This window comes from Saccharopolyspora cebuensis (assembly GCF_039542665.1).
In the GTDB taxonomy this organism is placed as follows: Bacteria; Actinomycetota; Actinomycetes; order Mycobacteriales; family Pseudonocardiaceae; genus Saccharopolyspora; species Saccharopolyspora cebuensis.
The window spans coordinates 141,339-157,823 of sequence record NZ_BAABII010000013.1; the positions used below are offsets into that span (position 1 = coordinate 141,339).

The 16,485-nt window shown below is 73.0% G+C and carries 19 protein-coding genes; 7 read left to right on the top strand and 12 right to left on the bottom strand.

Annotated features, from left to right (window positions below; translation table 11 throughout):
- Positions 1-124: 124 nt before the first annotated feature.
- Entirely contained in the window at positions 125-1,777 is a 1,653-nt protein-coding gene (locus tag ABD976_RS19755; RefSeq protein WP_345365311.1) for a fumarate hydratase, read from the bottom strand.
- Positions 1,778-2,044: 267 nt separating this feature from the next.
- Between ABD976_RS19755 and ABD976_RS19760 the strand changes: the two genes are divergently transcribed.
- Complete coding sequence (locus tag ABD976_RS19760) at positions 2,045-2,773, top strand: tyrosine-protein phosphatase (protein ID WP_345365313.1); 729 nt, start codon at positions 2,045-2,047, stop codon at positions 2,771-2,773.
- Positions 2,774-3,108: 335 nt separating this feature from the next.
- On the opposite strand, the gene ABD976_RS19765 is transcribed toward ABD976_RS19760, so the two are convergent.
- The 3 genes from ABD976_RS19765 to ABD976_RS19775 all read right to left on the bottom strand — a co-directional run bounded on the left by ABD976_RS19765 (position 3,109) and on the right by ABD976_RS19775 (position 6,325).
- Entirely contained in the window at positions 3,109-4,080 is a 972-nt protein-coding gene (locus ABD976_RS19765) for a sigma-70 family RNA polymerase sigma factor (RefSeq protein ID WP_369774929.1), read from the bottom strand.
- 311 nt (positions 4,081-4,391) lie between these two features.
- Entirely contained in the window at positions 4,392-4,817 is a 426-nt protein-coding gene (gene dtd, locus ABD976_RS19770; protein ID WP_345365317.1) for a D-aminoacyl-tRNA deacylase, read from the bottom strand.
- Entirely contained in the window at positions 4,814-6,325 is a 1,512-nt protein-coding gene (locus ABD976_RS19775) for a DUF7782 domain-containing protein (protein WP_345365319.1), read from the bottom strand. Before ABD976_RS19775 ends, dtd begins: the two co-directional genes overlap by 4 nt.
- A 111-nt stretch (positions 6,326-6,436) precedes the next feature.
- Here ABD976_RS19775 and ABD976_RS19780 point away from each other — a divergent pair, with 111 nt between their 5' ends.
- Entirely contained in the window at positions 6,437-6,946 is a 510-nt protein-coding gene (locus ABD976_RS19780; protein ID WP_345365321.1) for a GNAT family N-acetyltransferase, read from the top strand.
- Here the strand turns inward: ABD976_RS19780 and ABD976_RS19785 are convergent.
- On the bottom strand, positions 6,925-7,539 hold the full coding sequence (locus ABD976_RS19785) for an SRPBCC family protein (protein ID WP_345365323.1): 615 nt from the start codon (positions 7,537-7,539) through the stop codon (positions 6,925-6,927). The genes ABD976_RS19780 and ABD976_RS19785 overlap by 22 nt on opposite strands.
- The gene (locus ABD976_RS19790; RefSeq protein WP_345365325.1) at positions 7,532-7,885 is read right to left on the bottom strand and encodes an ArsR/SmtB family transcription factor; all 354 of its coding nucleotides are present in this window, start codon (positions 7,883-7,885) and stop codon (positions 7,532-7,534) included. Before ABD976_RS19790 ends, ABD976_RS19785 begins: the two co-directional genes overlap by 8 nt.
- Before the next feature lie 179 nt (positions 7,886-8,064).
- On the opposite strand from ABD976_RS19790, the gene ABD976_RS19795 reads away from it, so the two are divergent.
- Positions 8,065-8,634, top strand: a complete 570-nt coding sequence (locus ABD976_RS19795; RefSeq protein ID WP_345365327.1) for an HhH-GPD-type base excision DNA repair protein — start codon at positions 8,065-8,067, stop codon at positions 8,632-8,634.
- Between the two features lie 19 nt (positions 8,635-8,653).
- Here ABD976_RS19795 and ABD976_RS19800 read toward each other — a convergent pair whose 3' ends face one another.
- The 4 genes from ABD976_RS19800 to ABD976_RS19815 all read right to left on the bottom strand — a co-directional run bounded on the left by ABD976_RS19800 (position 8,654) and on the right by ABD976_RS19815 (position 10,616).
- Positions 8,654-8,785, bottom strand: coding sequence for a hypothetical protein (locus ABD976_RS19800; protein ID WP_345365329.1), 132 nt, complete (start codon positions 8,783-8,785; stop codon positions 8,654-8,656).
- Positions 8,785-9,204 carry a hypothetical protein gene (locus tag ABD976_RS19805; RefSeq protein ID WP_345365331.1) on the bottom strand — a complete coding sequence of 140 codons (420 nt, stop codon included), beginning with the start codon at positions 9,202-9,204 and terminating at the stop codon, positions 8,785-8,787. The genes ABD976_RS19800 and ABD976_RS19805 overlap by 1 nt, the downstream gene beginning before the upstream one ends.
- Positions 9,205-9,295: 91 nt before the next feature.
- Positions 9,296-9,907: a TetR/AcrR family transcriptional regulator gene (locus ABD976_RS19810; RefSeq protein ID WP_345365333.1), complete on the bottom strand. Its 612-nt coding sequence runs from the start codon at positions 9,905-9,907 to the stop codon at positions 9,296-9,298.
- Positions 9,908-9,944: 37 nt separating this feature from the next.
- The gene (locus ABD976_RS19815; RefSeq protein WP_345365335.1) at positions 9,945-10,616 is read right to left on the bottom strand and encodes a lysophospholipid acyltransferase family protein; all 672 of its coding nucleotides are present in this window, start codon (positions 10,614-10,616) and stop codon (positions 9,945-9,947) included.
- Between the two features lie 122 nt (positions 10,617-10,738).
- Between ABD976_RS19815 and ABD976_RS19820 the strand changes: the two genes are divergently transcribed.
- Entirely contained in the window at positions 10,739-11,086 is a 348-nt protein-coding gene (locus tag ABD976_RS19820; protein ID WP_345365337.1) for a DUF3099 domain-containing protein, read from the top strand.
- A gap of 52 nt (positions 11,087-11,138) precedes the next feature.
- On the top strand, positions 11,139-11,384 hold the full coding sequence (locus ABD976_RS19825) for a DUF3039 domain-containing protein (protein ID WP_345365339.1): 246 nt from the start codon (positions 11,139-11,141) through the stop codon (positions 11,382-11,384).
- 52 nt (positions 11,385-11,436) lie between these two features.
- Here ABD976_RS19825 and ABD976_RS19830 read toward each other — a convergent pair whose 3' ends face one another.
- Entirely contained in the window at positions 11,437-12,528 is a 1,092-nt protein-coding gene (locus ABD976_RS19830; RefSeq protein WP_345365341.1) for a YihY/virulence factor BrkB family protein, read from the bottom strand.
- A gap of 225 nt (positions 12,529-12,753) precedes the next feature.
- On the opposite strand from ABD976_RS19830, the gene ABD976_RS19835 reads away from it, so the two are divergent.
- Positions 12,754-14,499 (top strand): DEAD/DEAH box helicase, encoded by a 1,746-nt coding sequence (locus ABD976_RS19835; protein ID WP_345365363.1) that lies wholly within the window; start codon positions 12,754-12,756, stop codon positions 14,497-14,499.
- A 30-nt stretch (positions 14,500-14,529) separates the two neighbouring features.
- Positions 14,530-15,762, top strand: a complete 1,233-nt coding sequence (locus ABD976_RS19840) for a cysteine desulfurase-like protein (protein WP_345365343.1) — start codon at positions 14,530-14,532, stop codon at positions 15,760-15,762.
- Positions 15,763-15,851: 89 nt separating this feature from the next.
- Here the strand turns inward: ABD976_RS19840 and ABD976_RS19845 are convergent, their stop codons facing one another.
- A complete protein-coding gene (locus tag ABD976_RS19845) occupies positions 15,852-16,049 on the bottom strand; it encodes a DUF7455 domain-containing protein (RefSeq protein ID WP_345365345.1) in 198 nt (65 codons plus the stop codon).
- Positions 16,050-16,485: the final 436 nt, after the last annotated feature.

Sequence of the window (16,485 nt, forward strand, 5' to 3'; positions counted from 1 at the left end):
GTGGCCCCAGCAGTCCCTCCGGACGCACCCACCTCGGCGGTCCGCCGCGAGGACGGCCCCGCAGCGGGGAGCCGCCGAGGTGGGTGCGGGGACCCGGCCCCGCGCGGGGCCGGGTGCGGTCCGCTCAGCGGTTGAAAGAGATCTGCAGGGTCGGGGTGGTGGCCTCGGCGAAGAAGTCGTTGCCCTTGTCGTCGACGACGACGAACGCGGGGAAGTCCTCGACCTCGATCTTCCAGACGGCCTCCATGCCGAGCTCGGCGTATTCGAGGACCTCGACCGAGCGGATGCAGTCCTGCGCCAGCCTGGCGGCGGGCCCGCCGATCGAGCCCAGGTAGAACCCGCCGTGCTCGCGGCAGGATTCGGTCACCTGCTTCGACCGGTTGCCCTTGGCGAGCATGACGTGCGAGCCGCCGGCCGCCTGGAACTGCTCGACGTAGCCGTCCATCCGGCCCGCGGTGGTCGGGCCGAAGGAGCCCGACGGGTAGCCGTCCGGGGTCTTGGCCGGGCCCGCGTAGTACACCGGGTGGTCGCGCAGGTACTGCGGCATCGGTTCGCCGGCGTCGAGCCGCTCGGCGATCTTGGCGTGGGCGATGTCGCGCGCCACCACCAGCGGACCGGTCAGCGACACCCGGGTCTTGACCGGCAGCGTCGAGAGCACCTCCCGGATACGCGACATCGGCTGGTTCAGGTCGATGCGCACGACCTCGTCGGAGAGCTGCGCGTCGTCGACCTCCGGCAGGTACCGGGCCGGATCCCGTTCGAGCTGCTCCAGGAACACGCCCTCCGGGGTGATCTTGGCCTTGGCCTGCCGGTCCGCCGAGCACGACACCGCCACGCCCACCGGCAGCGAGGCGCCGTGCCGGGGCAGCCGGATGACGCGCACGTCGTGGCAGAAGTACTTGCCGCCGAACTGCGCGCCGATGCCGAACTGCCGGGTCATCTCCAGCACCTGCTGCTCCATCTCGACGTCGCGCAGCGCGTGCCCCGAGGGCGATCCGGTGCGCGGCAGCTCGTCGAGGTAGCGGGCGGAGGCCAGCTTCGCGACCTTGAGGTTGTACTCGGCGGACATGCCGCCGACGACGATCGCCAGGTGGTACGGCGGGCAGGCCGCGGTGCCCAGGGAGCGCAGCTTCTCCTCCAGGAACCGGCCGAGGCGGGTCGGGTTCAGCAGCGCCTTGGTCTCCTGGTACAGGAAGGTCTTGTTCGCGCTGCCGCCGCCCTTGGCCAGGAACAGGAACTCGTAGGCCGGGTCGGTGCCGGGCTTGTGGGACAGCTCGATCTGCGCGGGCAGGTTGCTGCCGGTGTTGCGCTCCTCCCAGAAGTTCAGCGGGGCCATCTGGGAGTAGCGCAGATTGAGGTCCTGGTAGGCGTCGAAGACGCCGCGGGCCAGCAGCTCCTCGTCCCCGCCGCCGGTGAGCACGGCCTCGGTGCGCTTGCCGATCACGATCGCGGTGCCGGTGTCCTGGCACATCGGCAGCACGCCCCCTGCGGACACGCACGCGTTGCGCAGCAGGTCGGTGGCCACGAACCGGTCGTTGGGGCTGGCCTCGGGGTCGTCGACGATGGCCTTGAGCTGGGCCAGGTGGGAGGGCCGCAGCAGGTGCTGGATGTCCTTGACGGCCTCGGTGGCCAGCGCGGTGAGCGTGCCGGGCTGGATTTCGAGGAACTTCCGCCCGGCCGCCTCGACGAGCCGGACCCCGTCCTCGGTCAGCAGGCGGTACTCGGTGGGATCGGGACCGAGGGGCAGCACCTCGGTGAAGTCGAAGGTGGTGGTCACGTCGCCGCTCCTTTGCGCGCGTTCGGGTACGCCGACCCAATAAACACCGCGCGCGGCGGGCCGCCCAGCCCGGGGTTGCGGTGGCCGGAAGCGCGTCGCACGACGTCGGAGGCTCCGCGACCGCACTCGGAAGCGTTCCGGAGCCGCTGGTCAAGGGGATGTGGAGTTGGTAACTGCCGGGGAATGCGCCGGGTGGGTCTGGTCGCCGGTGGGCGGGGCTGCGAGGCTGGCAGCCCAGAAGACGCGCGACATCGAGGAGAAGTGCCCTTGTCGACCACGGAATCGCCGCTCAGCGGCCTGGTCAACCTGCGGGACCTGGGTGGTCAGCCGGTGTCCGACGGCGTGGTGACCCGGACCGGCGTGGTGTACCGCAGCGATGCGCCGCACGACGGCGACCGCGAGCCCGAGGAGGTCCCTGAGTGGCCGCCGGCGGTCGTGATCGATCTGCGCGAACCCGCCGAGCTGTCCGGGGCGGTGCACCCGCTGGCCGGGACCGCCGAGGTGCGCCCGATGGCGCTGCTCGCGGGGATCGACCCCACCGCGGAAGCCGAGGACGGCGACCACGAGCTGACCGCGATGTACCGGGCGATCCTGCGCCAGGCGGGGGAGCGGGTCGCCGAGGTGTTCCGGATCGCCCTGGCCGCCGAGGGACCGGTGCTGGTGCACTGCGCCGCGGGCAAGGACCGCACCGGTGTGATCAGCGCGCTGCTGCTCAGCGCGGCCGGGGTCCGGGAGGACGCGATCGTCGCCGACTACGTGCGCACCGATCGCAACATGTACCGGGTGCTGCAACGGCTCGACGTCGCCCCCGAACTGCCGCCCGGGGTCGACGAGGAGGACGTGATGCAGCTGGCCTCGACGCCGGTCGACGCGATCGAAGCGGTGCTGGCGTGCTTCGCCGAGCACCCCGACCAGGCCGCGGGCTGGCTGCGGGCGCACGGGGTGACCGAGGCGGAGCTGCAGCGGTGGCGCGAGCGGTTCCTGACCGAGGCCTGACGCGCGAATCGGGAGGTCGGACCCGCGACGAAGGCGGGTCCGGCCTCCCGGGGATGGCGACGAGGTGGGCCCTCGCCGCGGGGCTCCTGCGCCGGACCGCTCAGGACCTGTCACCGCGGGCTTCGACGAACGGGGCCCGCCGCCACCCGCGCGGGTGGCGCCGCGGTCCCGCGGGCCTTCTCGCGAGGACGCGGTCCGGGAGCGCGGAGGCAGTTGAGTTCTGCGGCCCGCCGTGTTCGAAGAGCCGAGGCGAGTGCGGAGACGGGTCCCAGGGTGGGGGCCCGGCGGTGGGGCGTCAACGCGCCGAACGGGTGCAACCCCGTCCGGCGCGCCGGTCAGCTCGCGTAGGCCCGGAGCCGGTCGGCCCGGTCGCCCTGGCGCAGCTTGGCCATGACTTCGCGTTCGATCTGGCGGACCCGCTCGCGGGACAGCCCGAACGCCTTGCCGATCTGGTCGAGGGTGCGCGGCTGGCCGTCGTCGAGGCCGTAGCGCATCCGGATCACCGCCTGCTCGCGCTCCTCCAGCGTGCCCAGCACGCGGCGGAGGTCGTCCTGCAGGAAGCCGGAGATCACCGCGTTCTCCGCGTCCGCGGACTCGGAGTCCTCGATGAAGTCGCCGAGCGGGGCGTCCTCCTCGGAACCGACCGGCATGTCCAGGCTGACCGGGTCGCGCGAGTGGTCCATCAGGTCGATGACCTTGGTCACCGTCATGCCGGCCTCCTCGGCCAGCTCCTCGTCGGTGGCCTCGCGGCCGAACTTCTGGTGCAGGTCGCGCTTGATCCGGGCCAGCTTGTTGACCTGCTCGACCAGGTGGACGGGCAGCCGGATGGTGCGGCTCTGGTCCGCCATGCCGCGGGTGATGGCCTGCCGGATCCACCAGGTCGCGTACGTGGAGAACTTGAAGCCCTTGGTGTAGTCGAACTTCTCCACCGCGCGGATGAGGCCGAGGTTGCCCTCCTGGATCAGGTCCAGCAGCGGCATGCCGCGACCGGTGTAGCGCTTGGCCAGGCTGACCACCAGGCGGAGGTTGGCCTCCATCAGGTGATTCTTGGCCCGGCGGCCGTCGCGCACCACGGCGTTGAGGTCCGAGCGCCGCTCCCGGGACAGCGCGTCGTCGGTCTCCAGGAGGTGCTTGGCGAACACACCCGCCTCGATCCGCTTGGCGAGGTCGACCTCCTCCTGGGCGGTGAGCAGCGCGGTCCGCCCGATCCCGTTGAGGTACACGCGCACCAAGTCGGCCGACGGGCCTTGGTTGTCCAGGTCCTCGGGGGCGGTGGTGGTCGGGTTGGCGGTCTGCGGGACGGTCATTGTGCTCCCTCCCTGGCGGGCTGGCTTGGCGGGCGCAATCACACCTTCGCCGGACGGCGAGGGTGCTGCGGACGCGTACGCTCGGAGGTGAAGGGTTCCGAGTGCCACGTCGACGTCTGTGTTGTGGGGTTCCAGACCCTCCTACCGGGTGGAGTACCCACCTGGGCGGAGGACCTGGCGCCGAAGCTTCGTTACTGGGAAAACGACTCGTGCTCCGAATTCGTTCCCGCTCTCGGCGACTGGTGGACGTCATGGCGGTCACATCGGTTGCGCGCCAAAGCCTGAGGTTTTCCTGAGAGCCCTCGTTACTTTTAAACCTCAACCAAAAGTGTGAATGGGCCGTCGTTCACGCTCTCGATCGACATCATCGCCCCGAACACCCCGGTGGCCACCTCCGCACCCCGCCGCCGCAGCTCCGCGACCACCGCGTCGACCAGGGGTTCGGCCTGCTCGGGCCGGGCCGCCTCGGTCCAGGACGGGCGCCGTCCGCGCTTGGTCGAGCCGTAGAGCGTGAACTGGCTGACCACCAGCAGCGGTGCGCCGGTGGTCGCGCACGACTCCTCGTCGCGCAACACCCGCAACTCGTGCAGTTTCCGCGCCATTGCGACGGCTTCGCCGGAACCATCGGAATGCGTCACGCCCAAAAGCACCAGCAGCCCCGGTTCCGCGATCGAACCGACCTCGGTGCCCTCGACGCTCACCGAGGCGCGCGTGACCCGAGTGGCGATCGCCCTCATCGCTGCTCCCGCCATTCCGCGGGCAGCACCATTCCGTGCCGGATCAGTTCGCGGAACACCGGCAGCGCGGAACGGGTCAGCTCGGCGGGGTCCAGCCCGCCGCCCAGCGCGAGCAGCTCCAGCAGGTCGCCCAGCGGCAGCGCGCCCCGGCAGCCCGCCAGCAGCCGCGCGCCGAGCTCGTCGACCTCGTGCTGCCAGCCCGGCCCGTCGGTGCGGTGCAGCCGGTGCACGATCGGTCGCCACCCCTCGTCACCGGGTTCGGAGACCTGCTCCAGCACCGCGTGCTCGGCGGTGGTCAGCCGGGCCGCGAGCAGGCCCTCGTCCGAGCCGTGCGCGCGCAGCCAGTCGACGCGGCGCAACCACTCGTCGGACTCCGGTCCCAGCGGGTCGTCGTAGGCGTGCCGGAGGTCCTCGCACACCACGTCCCCCTGCGCCGCGTCGGTGCGGCGCAGCGTGACGAAGCCGAAGCCGACGCCCTCCACCCCGTTGGCGGCGAACCAGTCCAGCCACTCGTTCGCCTTGCGCACGCCCTCCGGGGAGCGCGGGTCGTACCCGGCGTCGCGCAACCAGGTCCCCACGTAGAGCACCGGGTCGGCGATGTCGCGTTGGACGAACCAGGCGTCCACCCCGCCCGGTGGCAGCCACCCGGCGACCCGCTCGCGCCAGTCCTCGCCGCGCCGGTGCACCCAGGACGCCAGGAGCTGACCGGTACCGCCCGGTTCGAGGAAGGACGGGAGCTGGCGGACCACCAGGGCGCTCGCGTCGTCCCCGGCGAGCCCGGAGTCGCGGTAGGTGAAGTCGGTGCGCGGCGGCCCGACCACGAACGGCGGGTTGCACACGACCTGGTCGAAGCGGCGACCCCGGACCGGCTCGAACCACTCGCCCGCGGCGAGCTCCGCCTCGACCCGGTTCAACCGGAACGTCGCCCCGGCCAGCGCCAGGGCCCGCTCCGAGACGTCGGTGGCGGTGATCCGCCGGGCGTGGGTGCTGCCGTGCAGCGCCTGCACCCCGCAGCCGGTGCCCAGGTCGAGCAGCGAGCCGACCGGGCGGCGCGAGGTGGCCCGCACCAGGCTCAGCGAGGCGTGTCCGACGCCGAGCACGTGGTCGGGCGCCACCGGGCGACCGCCGCGCAGGTCGGAGTCCAGGTCCGAGACGACCCACCACGAGTCGTCCCCGGCGCCGTGCGGGCGCACGTCGAGGCCGGGGCGCAGCGCGTCGCCGTCGGCCACGACGATCCCGGCGGCCCGCGCCTCGTCGAGCGGCAGCGGGGCCAGCGCGGCTTCGACGGCGCCGCGCGGCTGGGGCTCGCCGAGCAGGAACAACCGGACGAGCGTGCCGAGCGCGCCCGCGTCGGCGGTGGCCCGGTGGGCGGGGACCGGCTCGCCGCGCCCCAGGGCGGCGTGGGCTTCCGGTCCGAGCAGGTCGAGGACGCCGTCGGCGTCGTAGCGGGCCGCCTGGAACGCGTCGCGGAGCCGGTCGATGCGGTCCGCGGAGAGGTCGGGAATCACGCCGACGATCCTCACACGGGGCCGCTGACGTGCGGGGACCGGCTGGTCGGCAGGGCACCCGGCCGGATATTCGCTGGAACGCCGCGCGCGCCACGTGGCATCGTCGCGCCCGTGGACCACGTGCTGGAACTGCGGGCGGTGCGCGCGGCGGACGAGGTGGCGTTCCGGGCGGCGCAGCGGGAGCTGGCGGCCGAGGACTTCGACTTCGGCCCCGGCCTGACGCCCGACATGCCCTGGGACGAGTGCGTGGCCGTGCTGGCCCCCGGAGCCCCGCCCCTGCCCGGGTTCGTGCCCGCGACGTTCCTGCTGGCGGTCGTCGACGGCGAGATCGCGGGCGGCTTGTCGGTCCGGCACGAGCTCAACGACCACCTGCGCCGGATCGGCGGGCACATCGGCTACGCCGTGCTGCGGCGGTTCCGGCGGCGTGGGTACGCCACCGAACTGCTGCGGCGGGGCATCCGGATCGCCCGCGATCACGGCGTCGAGCGGGTGCTGGTGACCTGCGCCGAGGACAACGCGGCGTCGGCGGCGGTGATCGAGCGCTGCGGCGGTCGGCTGGAATCGGTGGTGCCCTGCGGCGATGCCGCGCCGCGCCGCCGCTACTGGGTCGAGCCGGTGTAGAAGGCGGCGGTGCGCTCGGCCGCGGCCCGCGCCTGCTCCGGGCCCGCACCGGCGGCGATGTCGGCCTCGCCCCACCGCGCGCTGCTGAGCCGCATGAACCGGAGGCCGGGCTCGGTCGCCGCCCACTCCTCCTCGGGCTGGATCTGCGCACCGGCCAGGTGCAGGCCCAGGTTCAGCAGCCCGATGTCCCAGCCGACCCCGGCGGCGCCCGGCCCGAACTCCGCCCAGTGCTCGTCGTCGGGCACCGAGTGCTCGAGTTCGAGGCGGGTCCGCCCGCCCTCCTCGGTGCTCAGCCGGAGTTCGATCCGGCTCGTCCCGCCGCCGAACTCCCAGGTCGCGGTGAAGCCGCGCGGCGGGTCGCAGCGCTCGACGGTCCCGCTCGCGTTGCCCTCCAACCGGTACTGCCCGCCGGTGCGCAGGTCGCCGGAGACGGGGAGGAACCACCGGGCGAGCCGGTCGGGTTCGGTGCACGCCGACCACACGTCGGCGATCGCGGCGTCGTACGTGCGGGTGAGGGCGATGGTGCGCCCGCCGTGCGCGCCGGTGCCGACCCGGCGGTGCAGGGCGTCGACGAGCTGCGCGGTGTCAGTCATGGTGGTCCTCTTCTTTCGCGGTGGTGCGGCCCCGGTTGCCGCGGGCCAGTTCGGTGGCCAGCGCGTCGAGCCGCTGGTCCCAGAACCGGCGGAAGCGCTCCAGCCACGTGTCGATCTCGTGCAGCGGTGCGGCGTCCACCGCGTAGAGCCGACGGGTGCCCGCCGCCCGGACCGTGGTGAAGCCGTGTTCGCGCAGCACGCGGAGGTGCTGCGACACCGCGGGCTGGGAGATGCCGAACTCCTCCCGCACGGTCGCGGTGATCGCCCCGGACGTCCGCTCGCCCTCGGCGAGCAGCTCCAGGATGCGGCGGCGCACCGGGTCGCCGAGCACGTCGAAGGCATGCACCCGCCGAGTATGGCAGCGTCGGCTTATATAAGTCAAAGCTGATCATTCGCGGCGCGAGGTTCCGCCGCCACCTCCGGCCGAGCTCGACGGGCGGGCGTTGCGCTCCCGCGCTGGCGAGGCCGCCGCGCCCCGGGGAGCGGGCCGTGCCCGGCGGTGCGGCCCCGTGCCAGGATGACCTCATGTCCACCGCCCTGCGCCTGACCGGCGACCCCGAGGCCGACGAGCTGCTCAGCGAAGACCCGTTCGCCCTGATGACCGGGCTCCTCCTCGACCAGCAGTTCCCGATGGAGCACGCGTTCGCCGGGCCGAGGAAGATCGCGGACCGGATGGACGGGTTCAGCATCACCAGGATCGCCGAATCCGACCTCGACGGGTTCGTGGAGCTGTGCGTGCAGCCGCCCGCCATCCACCGCTACGGCGCCTCGATGGCGCGCCGGGTGCACGCGCTCGCGGGCTACGTGCTGGAGCACTACGACGGCCGGGCCGACGAGATCTGGAAGTCCGGCGACCCGGACGGCAAGGAGCTGCTCCGCCGGGTGAAGGCGCTGCCCGGGTACGGCGACCAGAAGGCGCGGATCTTCGTCGCCCTGCTCGGCAAGCAGCTCGGCGTCACCCCGGACGGCTGGCGCGATGCCGCCGGGGCCTACGGCGAGGAGGGCTCGCGCCGTTCGATCGCCGACGTCACCGGTCCGGACAGCCTCGCCGAGGTGCGCGCGTTCAAGAAGGCGGCCAAGGCGGCGAAGAAGTAGCGCCCGGCCGGGTGGCGCGCTAGCAACCCCGCGGGCAGACCCACCGGTCGCTGCCCTGCACCGGGATCATCGGTCCGTGGCAGACCGGGCAGGTCTGGTCGAGCGGCGCGACGATCTCCGCGGCGAGGCGGTGGTGGACGCGGGCAGGCATCAACTCTCCTGGTCTTCGCGTGGGTGGGTCACCGCGCACTGCCGCGCGGTGACCGCTTCCACCCGCAGGTGCAGTCTGTCCCCCTCGCGGGGAAAGTCGTAGCGGAGGCTGTCGCCCCGGCTGAGGACGACGTGGTCCGCCTGGGAATCGTGTTCCCGGTGCCCGTCGTCCCCCAGTATTCCGACGCCGCCGTGCGGACCCTGTGCTCCGACCAGGCGAACCTCCACGGGGAGGGCGTGCGCGGCGGTCATCTCCGACACCCAGTCGCTCGCCGCGTCCGGCGTGAGCAGGACCTTGGCGGGCGGGAGCCGCAGCAGCTCCGCCCGGGACCGCGGGGCCCACCACGGGTCGCCGCGGTCGATCTCGACGTAGCCGTGCCAGTGCACGCCCAGGACCCGCCACAGGTCCGGATCGAACATCATTCCCCCGGGGGCTCGGGATGCGGGACGGCAACGCTGTTGATCTTGGACCATCCCCTCCCGGGCGTCCGCACGCGGGGGTGGGCGGGAGTCAGCCGAGGGCGTCGGCTTCCAGGAGGGCGAGGGCGTAGCGGGCGTGCTGCTCGGCGAGGGCCTTCCTGGACAGCCGGCCGCGCGGCCGGTACCAGGTGGCCACCGAGGAGCACATCGCCACGATCGCGCGCGCCGCGTCGTGCGGGTGCGGGGTGCCGAACTCGCCGGAGGCCGCGCCGTCGGCGACGATCCGCGCCACGGTGGCCAGCACCGCGTCGCGGGCCCGGACCACCCGGGTGCGCTGCTCGCCCACCAGGTAGCGGACCTCGCTGAGCGCCACCAGCGCGGCGAGCTGGTGCTCGGTGCTGAAGCCGATGTGGGCGCGCACCACCGCGTCCAGCCGTTCGGTGGCGCTCCCGCCCGCCGCGGCGTCCCGGACGCGGCTGAGCTGCTCGTCCCCGGCGCGCTGGAGCAGCTCGGCGAGCAGGTGGCCCTTGGACGGGAAGTAGTTGTAGAGGTTCGACAGGCTGGTCCCGGCGCTGTGCGCGACCTCCCGCATGGACGTGCCGTTGAAGCCCTTCGCGGCGAACGCCTCCAGCGCGGCGCGCAGGATCGCCGCTTCGTGGCCCCGGCCGGTGTCGCGGATCAGGCCGGACGCGCGCCTTCGCATGAGGGGGAGGCTAGGGGACCGGCCGCCGCTGCGGCGATCAGGCCGCGGCGGCGCCGGGGCGTTGGTACCGGTCGACGTACTCCTGCTCGGAGAGCTCCGCGATGGCGTACATGATCTCGTCGGTGATCGAGCGCAGCACCGGCAACGAGTTCTCCATCCCGCTGTAGCGGGTGAAGTGCAGCGGATCGCCGAAGCGCACCGAGAACGGGTGCGGCCGGGGCAGCTTCGCGCCGCGCGGCTGGAGCTTGTCGGTGCCGGTCAGCGCGACCGGGACCACCGGGGCGCCGGTGCTCAGCGCCAGCCGCGCCACGCCGGTCCGGCCCCGGTAGAGCCTGCCGTCGGGGGAGCGGGTGCCCTCCGGGTGGATGCCGAACGCACCGCCGTCGCGCAGCACCTGCTCGGCCGCGTTCAGCGCCTCCATCGCGGCCCGCCCCTTGCCCCGGTCCACCGGGATGGCGCCCAGCGAGGTGAACAGCCAGCGGCTGAACCGCCCGCTCGGTCCGGTGCCGCGGAAGTACTCGGCCTTGGCGAGGAAGGCCACCGGGCGCGGCAGCACCAGCGGCACGATGAAGCTGTCCAGCACCGCCAGGTGGTTCGGCGCCAGGATCACCGGGCCGGACGCCGGGACCTTGTCGGCGTCGATGATCGTGGGTCGGTAGATCGTCCGGGCGAGCGTGCCCAGGACCCGCTTGCTCACCGTGTACAACATGTCCGCCTCCCGCGACGCCGTCCACCCGAATCTAACCCGGCCGGGTTTCGGCGCTGTGCCCAGTCGGCGAACTCGGTGAATCGGCGTCCCCGCGCTGACGGCACGCCCGACCGGGTGGCACCATGGTGCCGGTCTGGAGGTGGTTGTCCGTGCACCATCGCGACGACTCCCCGGTGCTGATCACCGAGGCCCGGCCGTCCTACGACGACGAGCAGGCGGCTCGCCGGCGCAAGTACCTCATCATGATGTCCAGCCGCATCCCGTGCCTGGTCGGCGGCGTGCTCGTCTACCAGTTCTGGCAGCTCTGGTGGCTCGCGCTGCTGATCATCGCGATCTCGGTGCCGCTGCCCTGGATGGCCGTGCTCGTCGCCAACGACCGGCCGGCCCGCAAGAAGGAGGACGCGCACCGGTTCCGCCGGTCCCCGCGGAGCCTCGAGACCGGCGGCAACCGGGTCGTGGAGAGCAGCTGACCCGCCCGCGACCTCGGGGACAACAGCCCCGGTCGTGGGGCATCATGGACCCATGAGCACGATGACGCTGCCGGAGACCGACACCCGGACCGAGACCACTGACCAGACCAGTGACGACCGTCCGGACATGTTCCACTACGTGCAGAAGGACAAGATCGCCGAGAGCGCGGTCACGGGCACCCACGTGGTGGCGTTGTGCGGGGAGGTCTTCCCCGTGACGAAGTCGCCGAAGCCGGGTTCGCCGGTCTGCCCGGACTGCAAGGAGGTCTTCAACTCGCTGCCGCCCGGCGGCGAGTGAGCGCCTGCGGGGCGGTGCCGGGCAGCCCGCCGCCGCCCCGCCGGAATCGCGATCAGTCCTGGTCCTGTCCGCGTTCCTGCTGCGCGCCCGAGTCCTGCGCGCCCGAGTCCTGCGCGCCCGGGTCGCGGTCCCGCCGCTCCCGCCACGCCAGGTAACCCTCCTCGGTGTGCATCCGCTGGTCCAGCCTGGCCAGCTCCAGCCTGCGCCACTTCCGGCGCTCCCGCCGCGTCATCCGGGCCGGCCACATCTCCTGGATGGTGTGGTTGAAGTGGGCGCCGATGATGACCGCCAAGCCGATGAAGAACGCGAACAGCAGGAACGCGATCGGCGTGGCCAGCGCGCCGTAGGTGTAACCGGTGCTGGTCACCCAGGTGATGTAGAGCCGCAGGCCGATGCTGGAGCACAGGAACACCGCCATCGCCAGCAGCGCGCCCGGCAGCCCCCGGTGCCACGGCAGCTTCCTGGGCACCGTCACCCGGTACAGCGTGGCCAGCGCCAGCACCAGCAGCAGGCCGGTCGCGGGGTAGTAGAACAGCCCGACGAGCCGGGCGATGTCGTCCTGGAACTCCGCCGGGAAGATCGTCGGCAGCCACTCCGGCCCCAGCGCCAGCACCGGCAACCCGAACACCGCGAGCACCAGCGACACCAGGTACAGCAGCAGGGCGAACACGCGCTGCCACACCGCGTTGCGCACCAGGTACTGGTCGTAGGCCAAGGTGATCGAGTCCACCAGCGAAGCCAGCGCCGAGGAACCCGCCCACAGCGACAGCACGAAGCCCACCGACACGATCTCGGATTGGCCCTTGGTGAGGATGTCGGCGACCGTCGGCGCGATGATCTGGTCCACCACGCTGGGCGTGAACACCGAGCGCGAGAAGCTCACGATCTTGCTCTGCACCACGTCGACCAGGTCCGGGCCGAACCAGTCGCCGAGGAAGCCGAGGCTGCCCAGCAGCGCCAGCAGCAGCGGCGGGAGCGACAACGTCTGCCAGAACGCGGCCGAGGCCGATTCCGAGAAGATGTTGTCCCACCACGCCTTGTGCACGGTGCGGCCGACCAAGCGCAGCGGGCCCCGGCGCACCGGCGGGGCCGGGCGGACCGGGGCGACCGGCGGTCGGCCGGGGGCGGGACTGGGTGGGTGCATGTCGTGCACCAGGATGCTGCATCCGGGGCCACCTCGAACGCCGACCCGGCCGAATCGACCCCGACCGCGCTGAGCCGGGGTGTCGCGATGCTCTCAGCGCGGCCGGGCCTGCCCGGTCGCGGCGCGCGTCGCGGGTAGGCTGCTCGACGGTCCGCAGCGGAGAACGCACGAAAGGAGCGGCGAGCCGGCGTGTCCGAAGCGCAACTCGACCACCCCGTCCGATCCGTGCTCACCGATCCGTCGCAGCCCGCGTCCCGCCCGCTGCGCGCGTGGCAGCGCCGGGCGCTGGCCAAGTACCTGTCGACCAAGCCGCAGGACTTCCTCGCGGTCGCGACGCCGGGCGCGGGCAAGACCACGTTCGGGCTGCGGGTGGCCGCCGAACTGCTCGCCGACCGCACCGTCGAGGCGGTCACCGTGGTCGCCCCCACCGAGCACCTCAAGCACCAGTGGTCGCTGGCCGCCGCGGGCGCGGGCATCGCGCTGGACCCCGACTTCCGCAACGGCGACGGGATCACCTCCAGCGACTACCAGGGCGTGGTGCTCACCTACGCGCAGGTCGCCGCGCACCCGACGCTGCACCGCGTCCGCACCGAGCGGCGCAAGACCCTGGTGATCCTCGACGAGGTCCACCACGCCGGCGATGCCAAGTCCTGGGGCGACGCGATCCGCGAGGCGTTCACCCCGGCGGTGCGCAGGCTCTCGCTCACCGGCACCCCGTTCCGCAGCGACGACTCGCCGATCCCGTTCATCAACTACGAGCCCGACGCCGACGGCGCGCAGCGCAGCCGCCCCGACCACTCCTACGGCTACACCGACGCGCTCAAGGACGGCGTCGTCCGCCCGGTGCTGTTCCTGGCCTACTCCGGGGAGGCCCGGTGGCGGACCAGCGCGGGTGATGAGTTCAGCGCCCGCCTGGGTGAGCCGCTCACCGCCGAGCAGACCGCGCGGGCCTGGCGCACCGCGCTGGACCCGTCGGGGGACTGGCTGCCCGCGGTGCTCCAGGCCGCCGACACCCGCCTGACGCAGCTCCGCCGGGGCGGGATGCCGGACGCGGGCGGCCTGGTCATCGCCACCGACCACGTCAGCGCCAAGGCCTACGCCAAGACCTTGCAGCGGATCACCGGTGCCGAGCCGGTCGTGGTGCTCTCCGACGACCCCAAGGCCTCCGGCCGGATCGCCGAGTTCGCCGAGTCCGACGAGCGGTGGATGATCGCGGTCCGGATGGTCAGCGAGGGCGTCGACGTCCCCCGGCTGGCGGTGGGCGTCTACGCCACGAGCGCCTCGACGCCGCTGTTCTTCGCCCAGGCCATCGGCCGCTTCGTCCGCTCCCGGCGGCCCGGCGAGACCGCCAGCATCTTCCTGCCCAGCGTCCCGGTGCTGCTCGGCTTGGCCAGCGAGCTGGAGGCCGAGCGGGACCACGTCCTCGGCAAGCCGCACCGGGAGAAGGACGGCTGGGACGACGAGCTGCTGGCGCAGGCCAACGCGACCCGCGACGAGCCCGGCGAGGAGGAGAAGGCGTTCACCTCGCTGGGCGCCGACGCCGAGCTGGACCAGGTCATCTACGACGGCTCCTCGTTCGGCACCGCGGCGTTCAGCACCACCGAGGAGGAGCAGGACTACCTGGGTCTGCCCGGTCTGCTCGAACCCGACCAGGTCCGGGCCCTGCTGCGGCAGCGGCAGGAGGAGCAGCTCGACGTCGTCGGGAAGCGGGAGACCGAGGCCAAGTCGGCGAAGGCCGAGGAGCAGGCCCGGGAGCAGGCGGAGCGCGCCTCCCGGCCGCAGAACGTCCAGGAACAGCTCCGCAAGCTCCGCAAGGAGCTGAACACGCTGGTGGCGCTGCACCACCACCGAACCCGGAAACCGCACGGCAAGATCTACAACGAGCTCCAGCGCAGCTGCGGTGGTCCGCCGACCGCGATGGCCACCGTGGAGCAGCTGGAGGAGCGCATCGCCACGCTGCGCTCCTGGTGATGCACCGCCGCTGTTCCTAGGCTGCTCCGCATGGCATACGACGTGGAGCGGATCCGGGCGGGCTACCCCGCGCTCGCCGACGGCCGGGCCTGGCTGGACGCCGGCGGCGGCACGCAGGTCCCGGAAGCGGTGATCGAGGCGATCGGGGACGCCCACCGGGGCGGCCTGTCGAACCTGGGCGGTGACCACCGGGCCAGCAGGCGCTCGGGCGGGATCGTCGCCGAGGCGCGGGCGGCGGTGGCCGACCTGGTCGGCGCGCCGGACCCGGCCGGGGTGGTGTTCGGTCCGAGCTCGACCGCCCTGGCCTACCGGTTCGCCGAGGTGCTCGCGGACGGCTGGAATCCCGGTGACGAGGTCGTGGTGACCCAGCTCGACCACGACGCGAACGTGCGCCCGTGGGTCGCGGTCGCGCGGCGCGCCGGGGCGGTGCTGCGGATGGCCGAGGTCGATCCGGTCACCGGTGAGCTGCCCGCCGAACGGGTCGCCGAACTCATCGGGGAGCGCACCCGGCTGGTCGCCGTGACCGCCGCGTCGAACCTCATCGGCACCGTGCCGGACCTGGCGAGCATCACCCGGCGGGCCCGCGCGGCGGGCGCGGTGTCGTTCGTCGACGGGGTGCAGCACTGCCCGCACGAGCACGTCCGGCTCGCCGAGCTCGGGGCGGACTTCTACGCCACCAGCGCCTACAAGTGGGCCGGTCCGCACCTGGCCGCCGTCGTGGCGGCCGATCCGGGCGCGCTGGAGGACCTGCACCCGGACAAGCTCGCGCCGTCCCCGGACACCGTCCCCGAGCGCTTCGAGCTGGGCACCCAGCCGTTCGCCGCGCTGGCCGGGCTGGTCGCCGCCGTCGAGCACCTGGCGGACTTGGACGACGCGGCCACCGGCACCCGCGCGCAGCGCCTCGCGGTGTCCCGGCGCGCCGTCCGCGAGCACGAGGACGCGCTGGCCGCGCGGCTGTTCGACGGGCTCGCCGAGCTGGGCGGGGTGGTCCGGCACGGTGCGCCCCGCGGCCGGGTCACCCCGACCGCGTGCTTCAGCGTCGACGGGTACACCCCGGCGGGGCTGGCGGGCGAGCTGGCCGCGCGTGGTCTGAACGTCTCCAGCGGCCATTCCTACGCCTGGGAGCTCGTGCACGCGCTCGGGCTCGGTCCGGCGGGAGCGGTGCGCGCGAGCCTGGCCCACTACAGCCTGCGGCAGGACGTGGACCGGCTGCTGGCGGCGCTGGCCGAGCTGACCCCGGCGAACCGGCCCGGACACCGCTGAGCGGCGGTCCCGGGCCGGGCACCACCTGGCCCCGGATGCCACGGAGCCCCCGGGAGGAACTCGTCCTCCCGGGGGCTCCGCTCGTCGGCTTACTGCACCTCGTGCTGTTCGTCCTTCTGGAGGTCGGCTTCCATCTCCCGGAGTCCGGCCTCGTAGGCGCGGGCGTGGTGCCCGCAGAACAGCAGCTCGCCACCGGACGGCAGTACGGCGCGAAGCTTGGCAGCGGCCCCGCAGCGGTCGCAGCGGTCGGCGGCGGTCAGCTCGGGGCGGGTGAGCGTTCCCGGCATCGTGATCTCCCTCCGTCCCGGCGTCGGGCATTCCTCCCGACGCCCTCGATCCTGCTACGACCACCGGTGGCCCACTGGCTGCGGGGTCGGTGCTCGTTGCTACCCACTCTTCCAGACGCATGAGCTCCAGTCAGTGTTCCCGCGGCGGGTCGCGATGGGCGTCACGGTGAAGCACCCGGTTGCAGCAACCGTCCCAACGCTGGGTGAACATCGCGCTTCGCGAGGCCCTGACGAGGGAAAACACTCTCACGTCAGCTATCCGAAGTGGATTCTCAGCGGCCCTTCCGGTGGTTCGGATCACAAGATCGCCGTGATCTCGGGCCGCTCGATTCCGCTGCGGGCGAACACGCCCGCACCCCGGCAACGGCGAAGTTCCCCGGAAGCACCGACCCCGGGAACGCCGAAGGGGGCTGCCGTCGACCCGCGGGTCGACGGC

Bases quoted from the DNA above. Each gene is read 5' to 3' on its own strand.
- ABD976_RS19815 (WP_345365335.1), bottom strand. From the start codon at position 10,616: ATGTTGTACACGGTGAGCAAGCGGGTCCTGGGCACGCTCGCCCGGACG.
- ABD976_RS19845 (WP_345365345.1), bottom strand. From the start codon at position 16,049: ATGCCGGGAACGCTCACCCGCCCCGAGCTGACCGCCGCCGACCGCTGC.
- dtd (WP_345365317.1), bottom strand. From the start codon at position 4,817: ATGAGGGCGATCGCCACTCGGGTCACGCGCGCCTCGGTGAGCGTCGAG.
- ABD976_RS19840 (WP_345365343.1), top strand. From the start codon at position 14,530: ATGGCATACGACGTGGAGCGGATCCGGGCGGGCTACCCCGCGCTCGCC.
- ABD976_RS19820 (WP_345365337.1), top strand. From the start codon at position 10,739: ATGGTGCCGGTCTGGAGGTGGTTGTCCGTGCACCATCGCGACGACTCC.
- ABD976_RS19795 (WP_345365327.1), top strand. From the start codon at position 8,065: ATGTCCACCGCCCTGCGCCTGACCGGCGACCCCGAGGCCGACGAGCTG.
- ABD976_RS19800 (WP_345365329.1), bottom strand. From the start codon at position 8,785: ATGCCTGCCCGCGTCCACCACCGCCTCGCCGCGGAGATCGTCGCGCCG.
- ABD976_RS19830 (WP_345365341.1), bottom strand. From the start codon at position 12,528: ATGCACCCACCCAGTCCCGCCCCCGGCCGACCGCCGGTCGCCCCGGTC.
- ABD976_RS19810 (WP_345365333.1), bottom strand. From the start codon at position 9,907: ATGCGAAGGCGCGCGTCCGGCCTGATCCGCGACACCGGCCGGGGCCAC.
- ABD976_RS19765 (WP_369774929.1), bottom strand. From the start codon at position 4,080: ATGACCGTCCCGCAGACCGCCAACCCGACCACCACCGCCCCCGAGGAC.
- ABD976_RS19825 (WP_345365339.1), top strand. From the start codon at position 11,139: ATGAGCACGATGACGCTGCCGGAGACCGACACCCGGACCGAGACCACT.
- ABD976_RS19805 (WP_345365331.1), bottom strand. From the start codon at position 9,204: ATGTTCGATCCGGACCTGTGGCGGGTCCTGGGCGTGCACTGGCACGGC.
- ABD976_RS19785 (WP_345365323.1), bottom strand. From the start codon at position 7,539: ATGACTGACACCGCGCAGCTCGTCGACGCCCTGCACCGCCGGGTCGGC.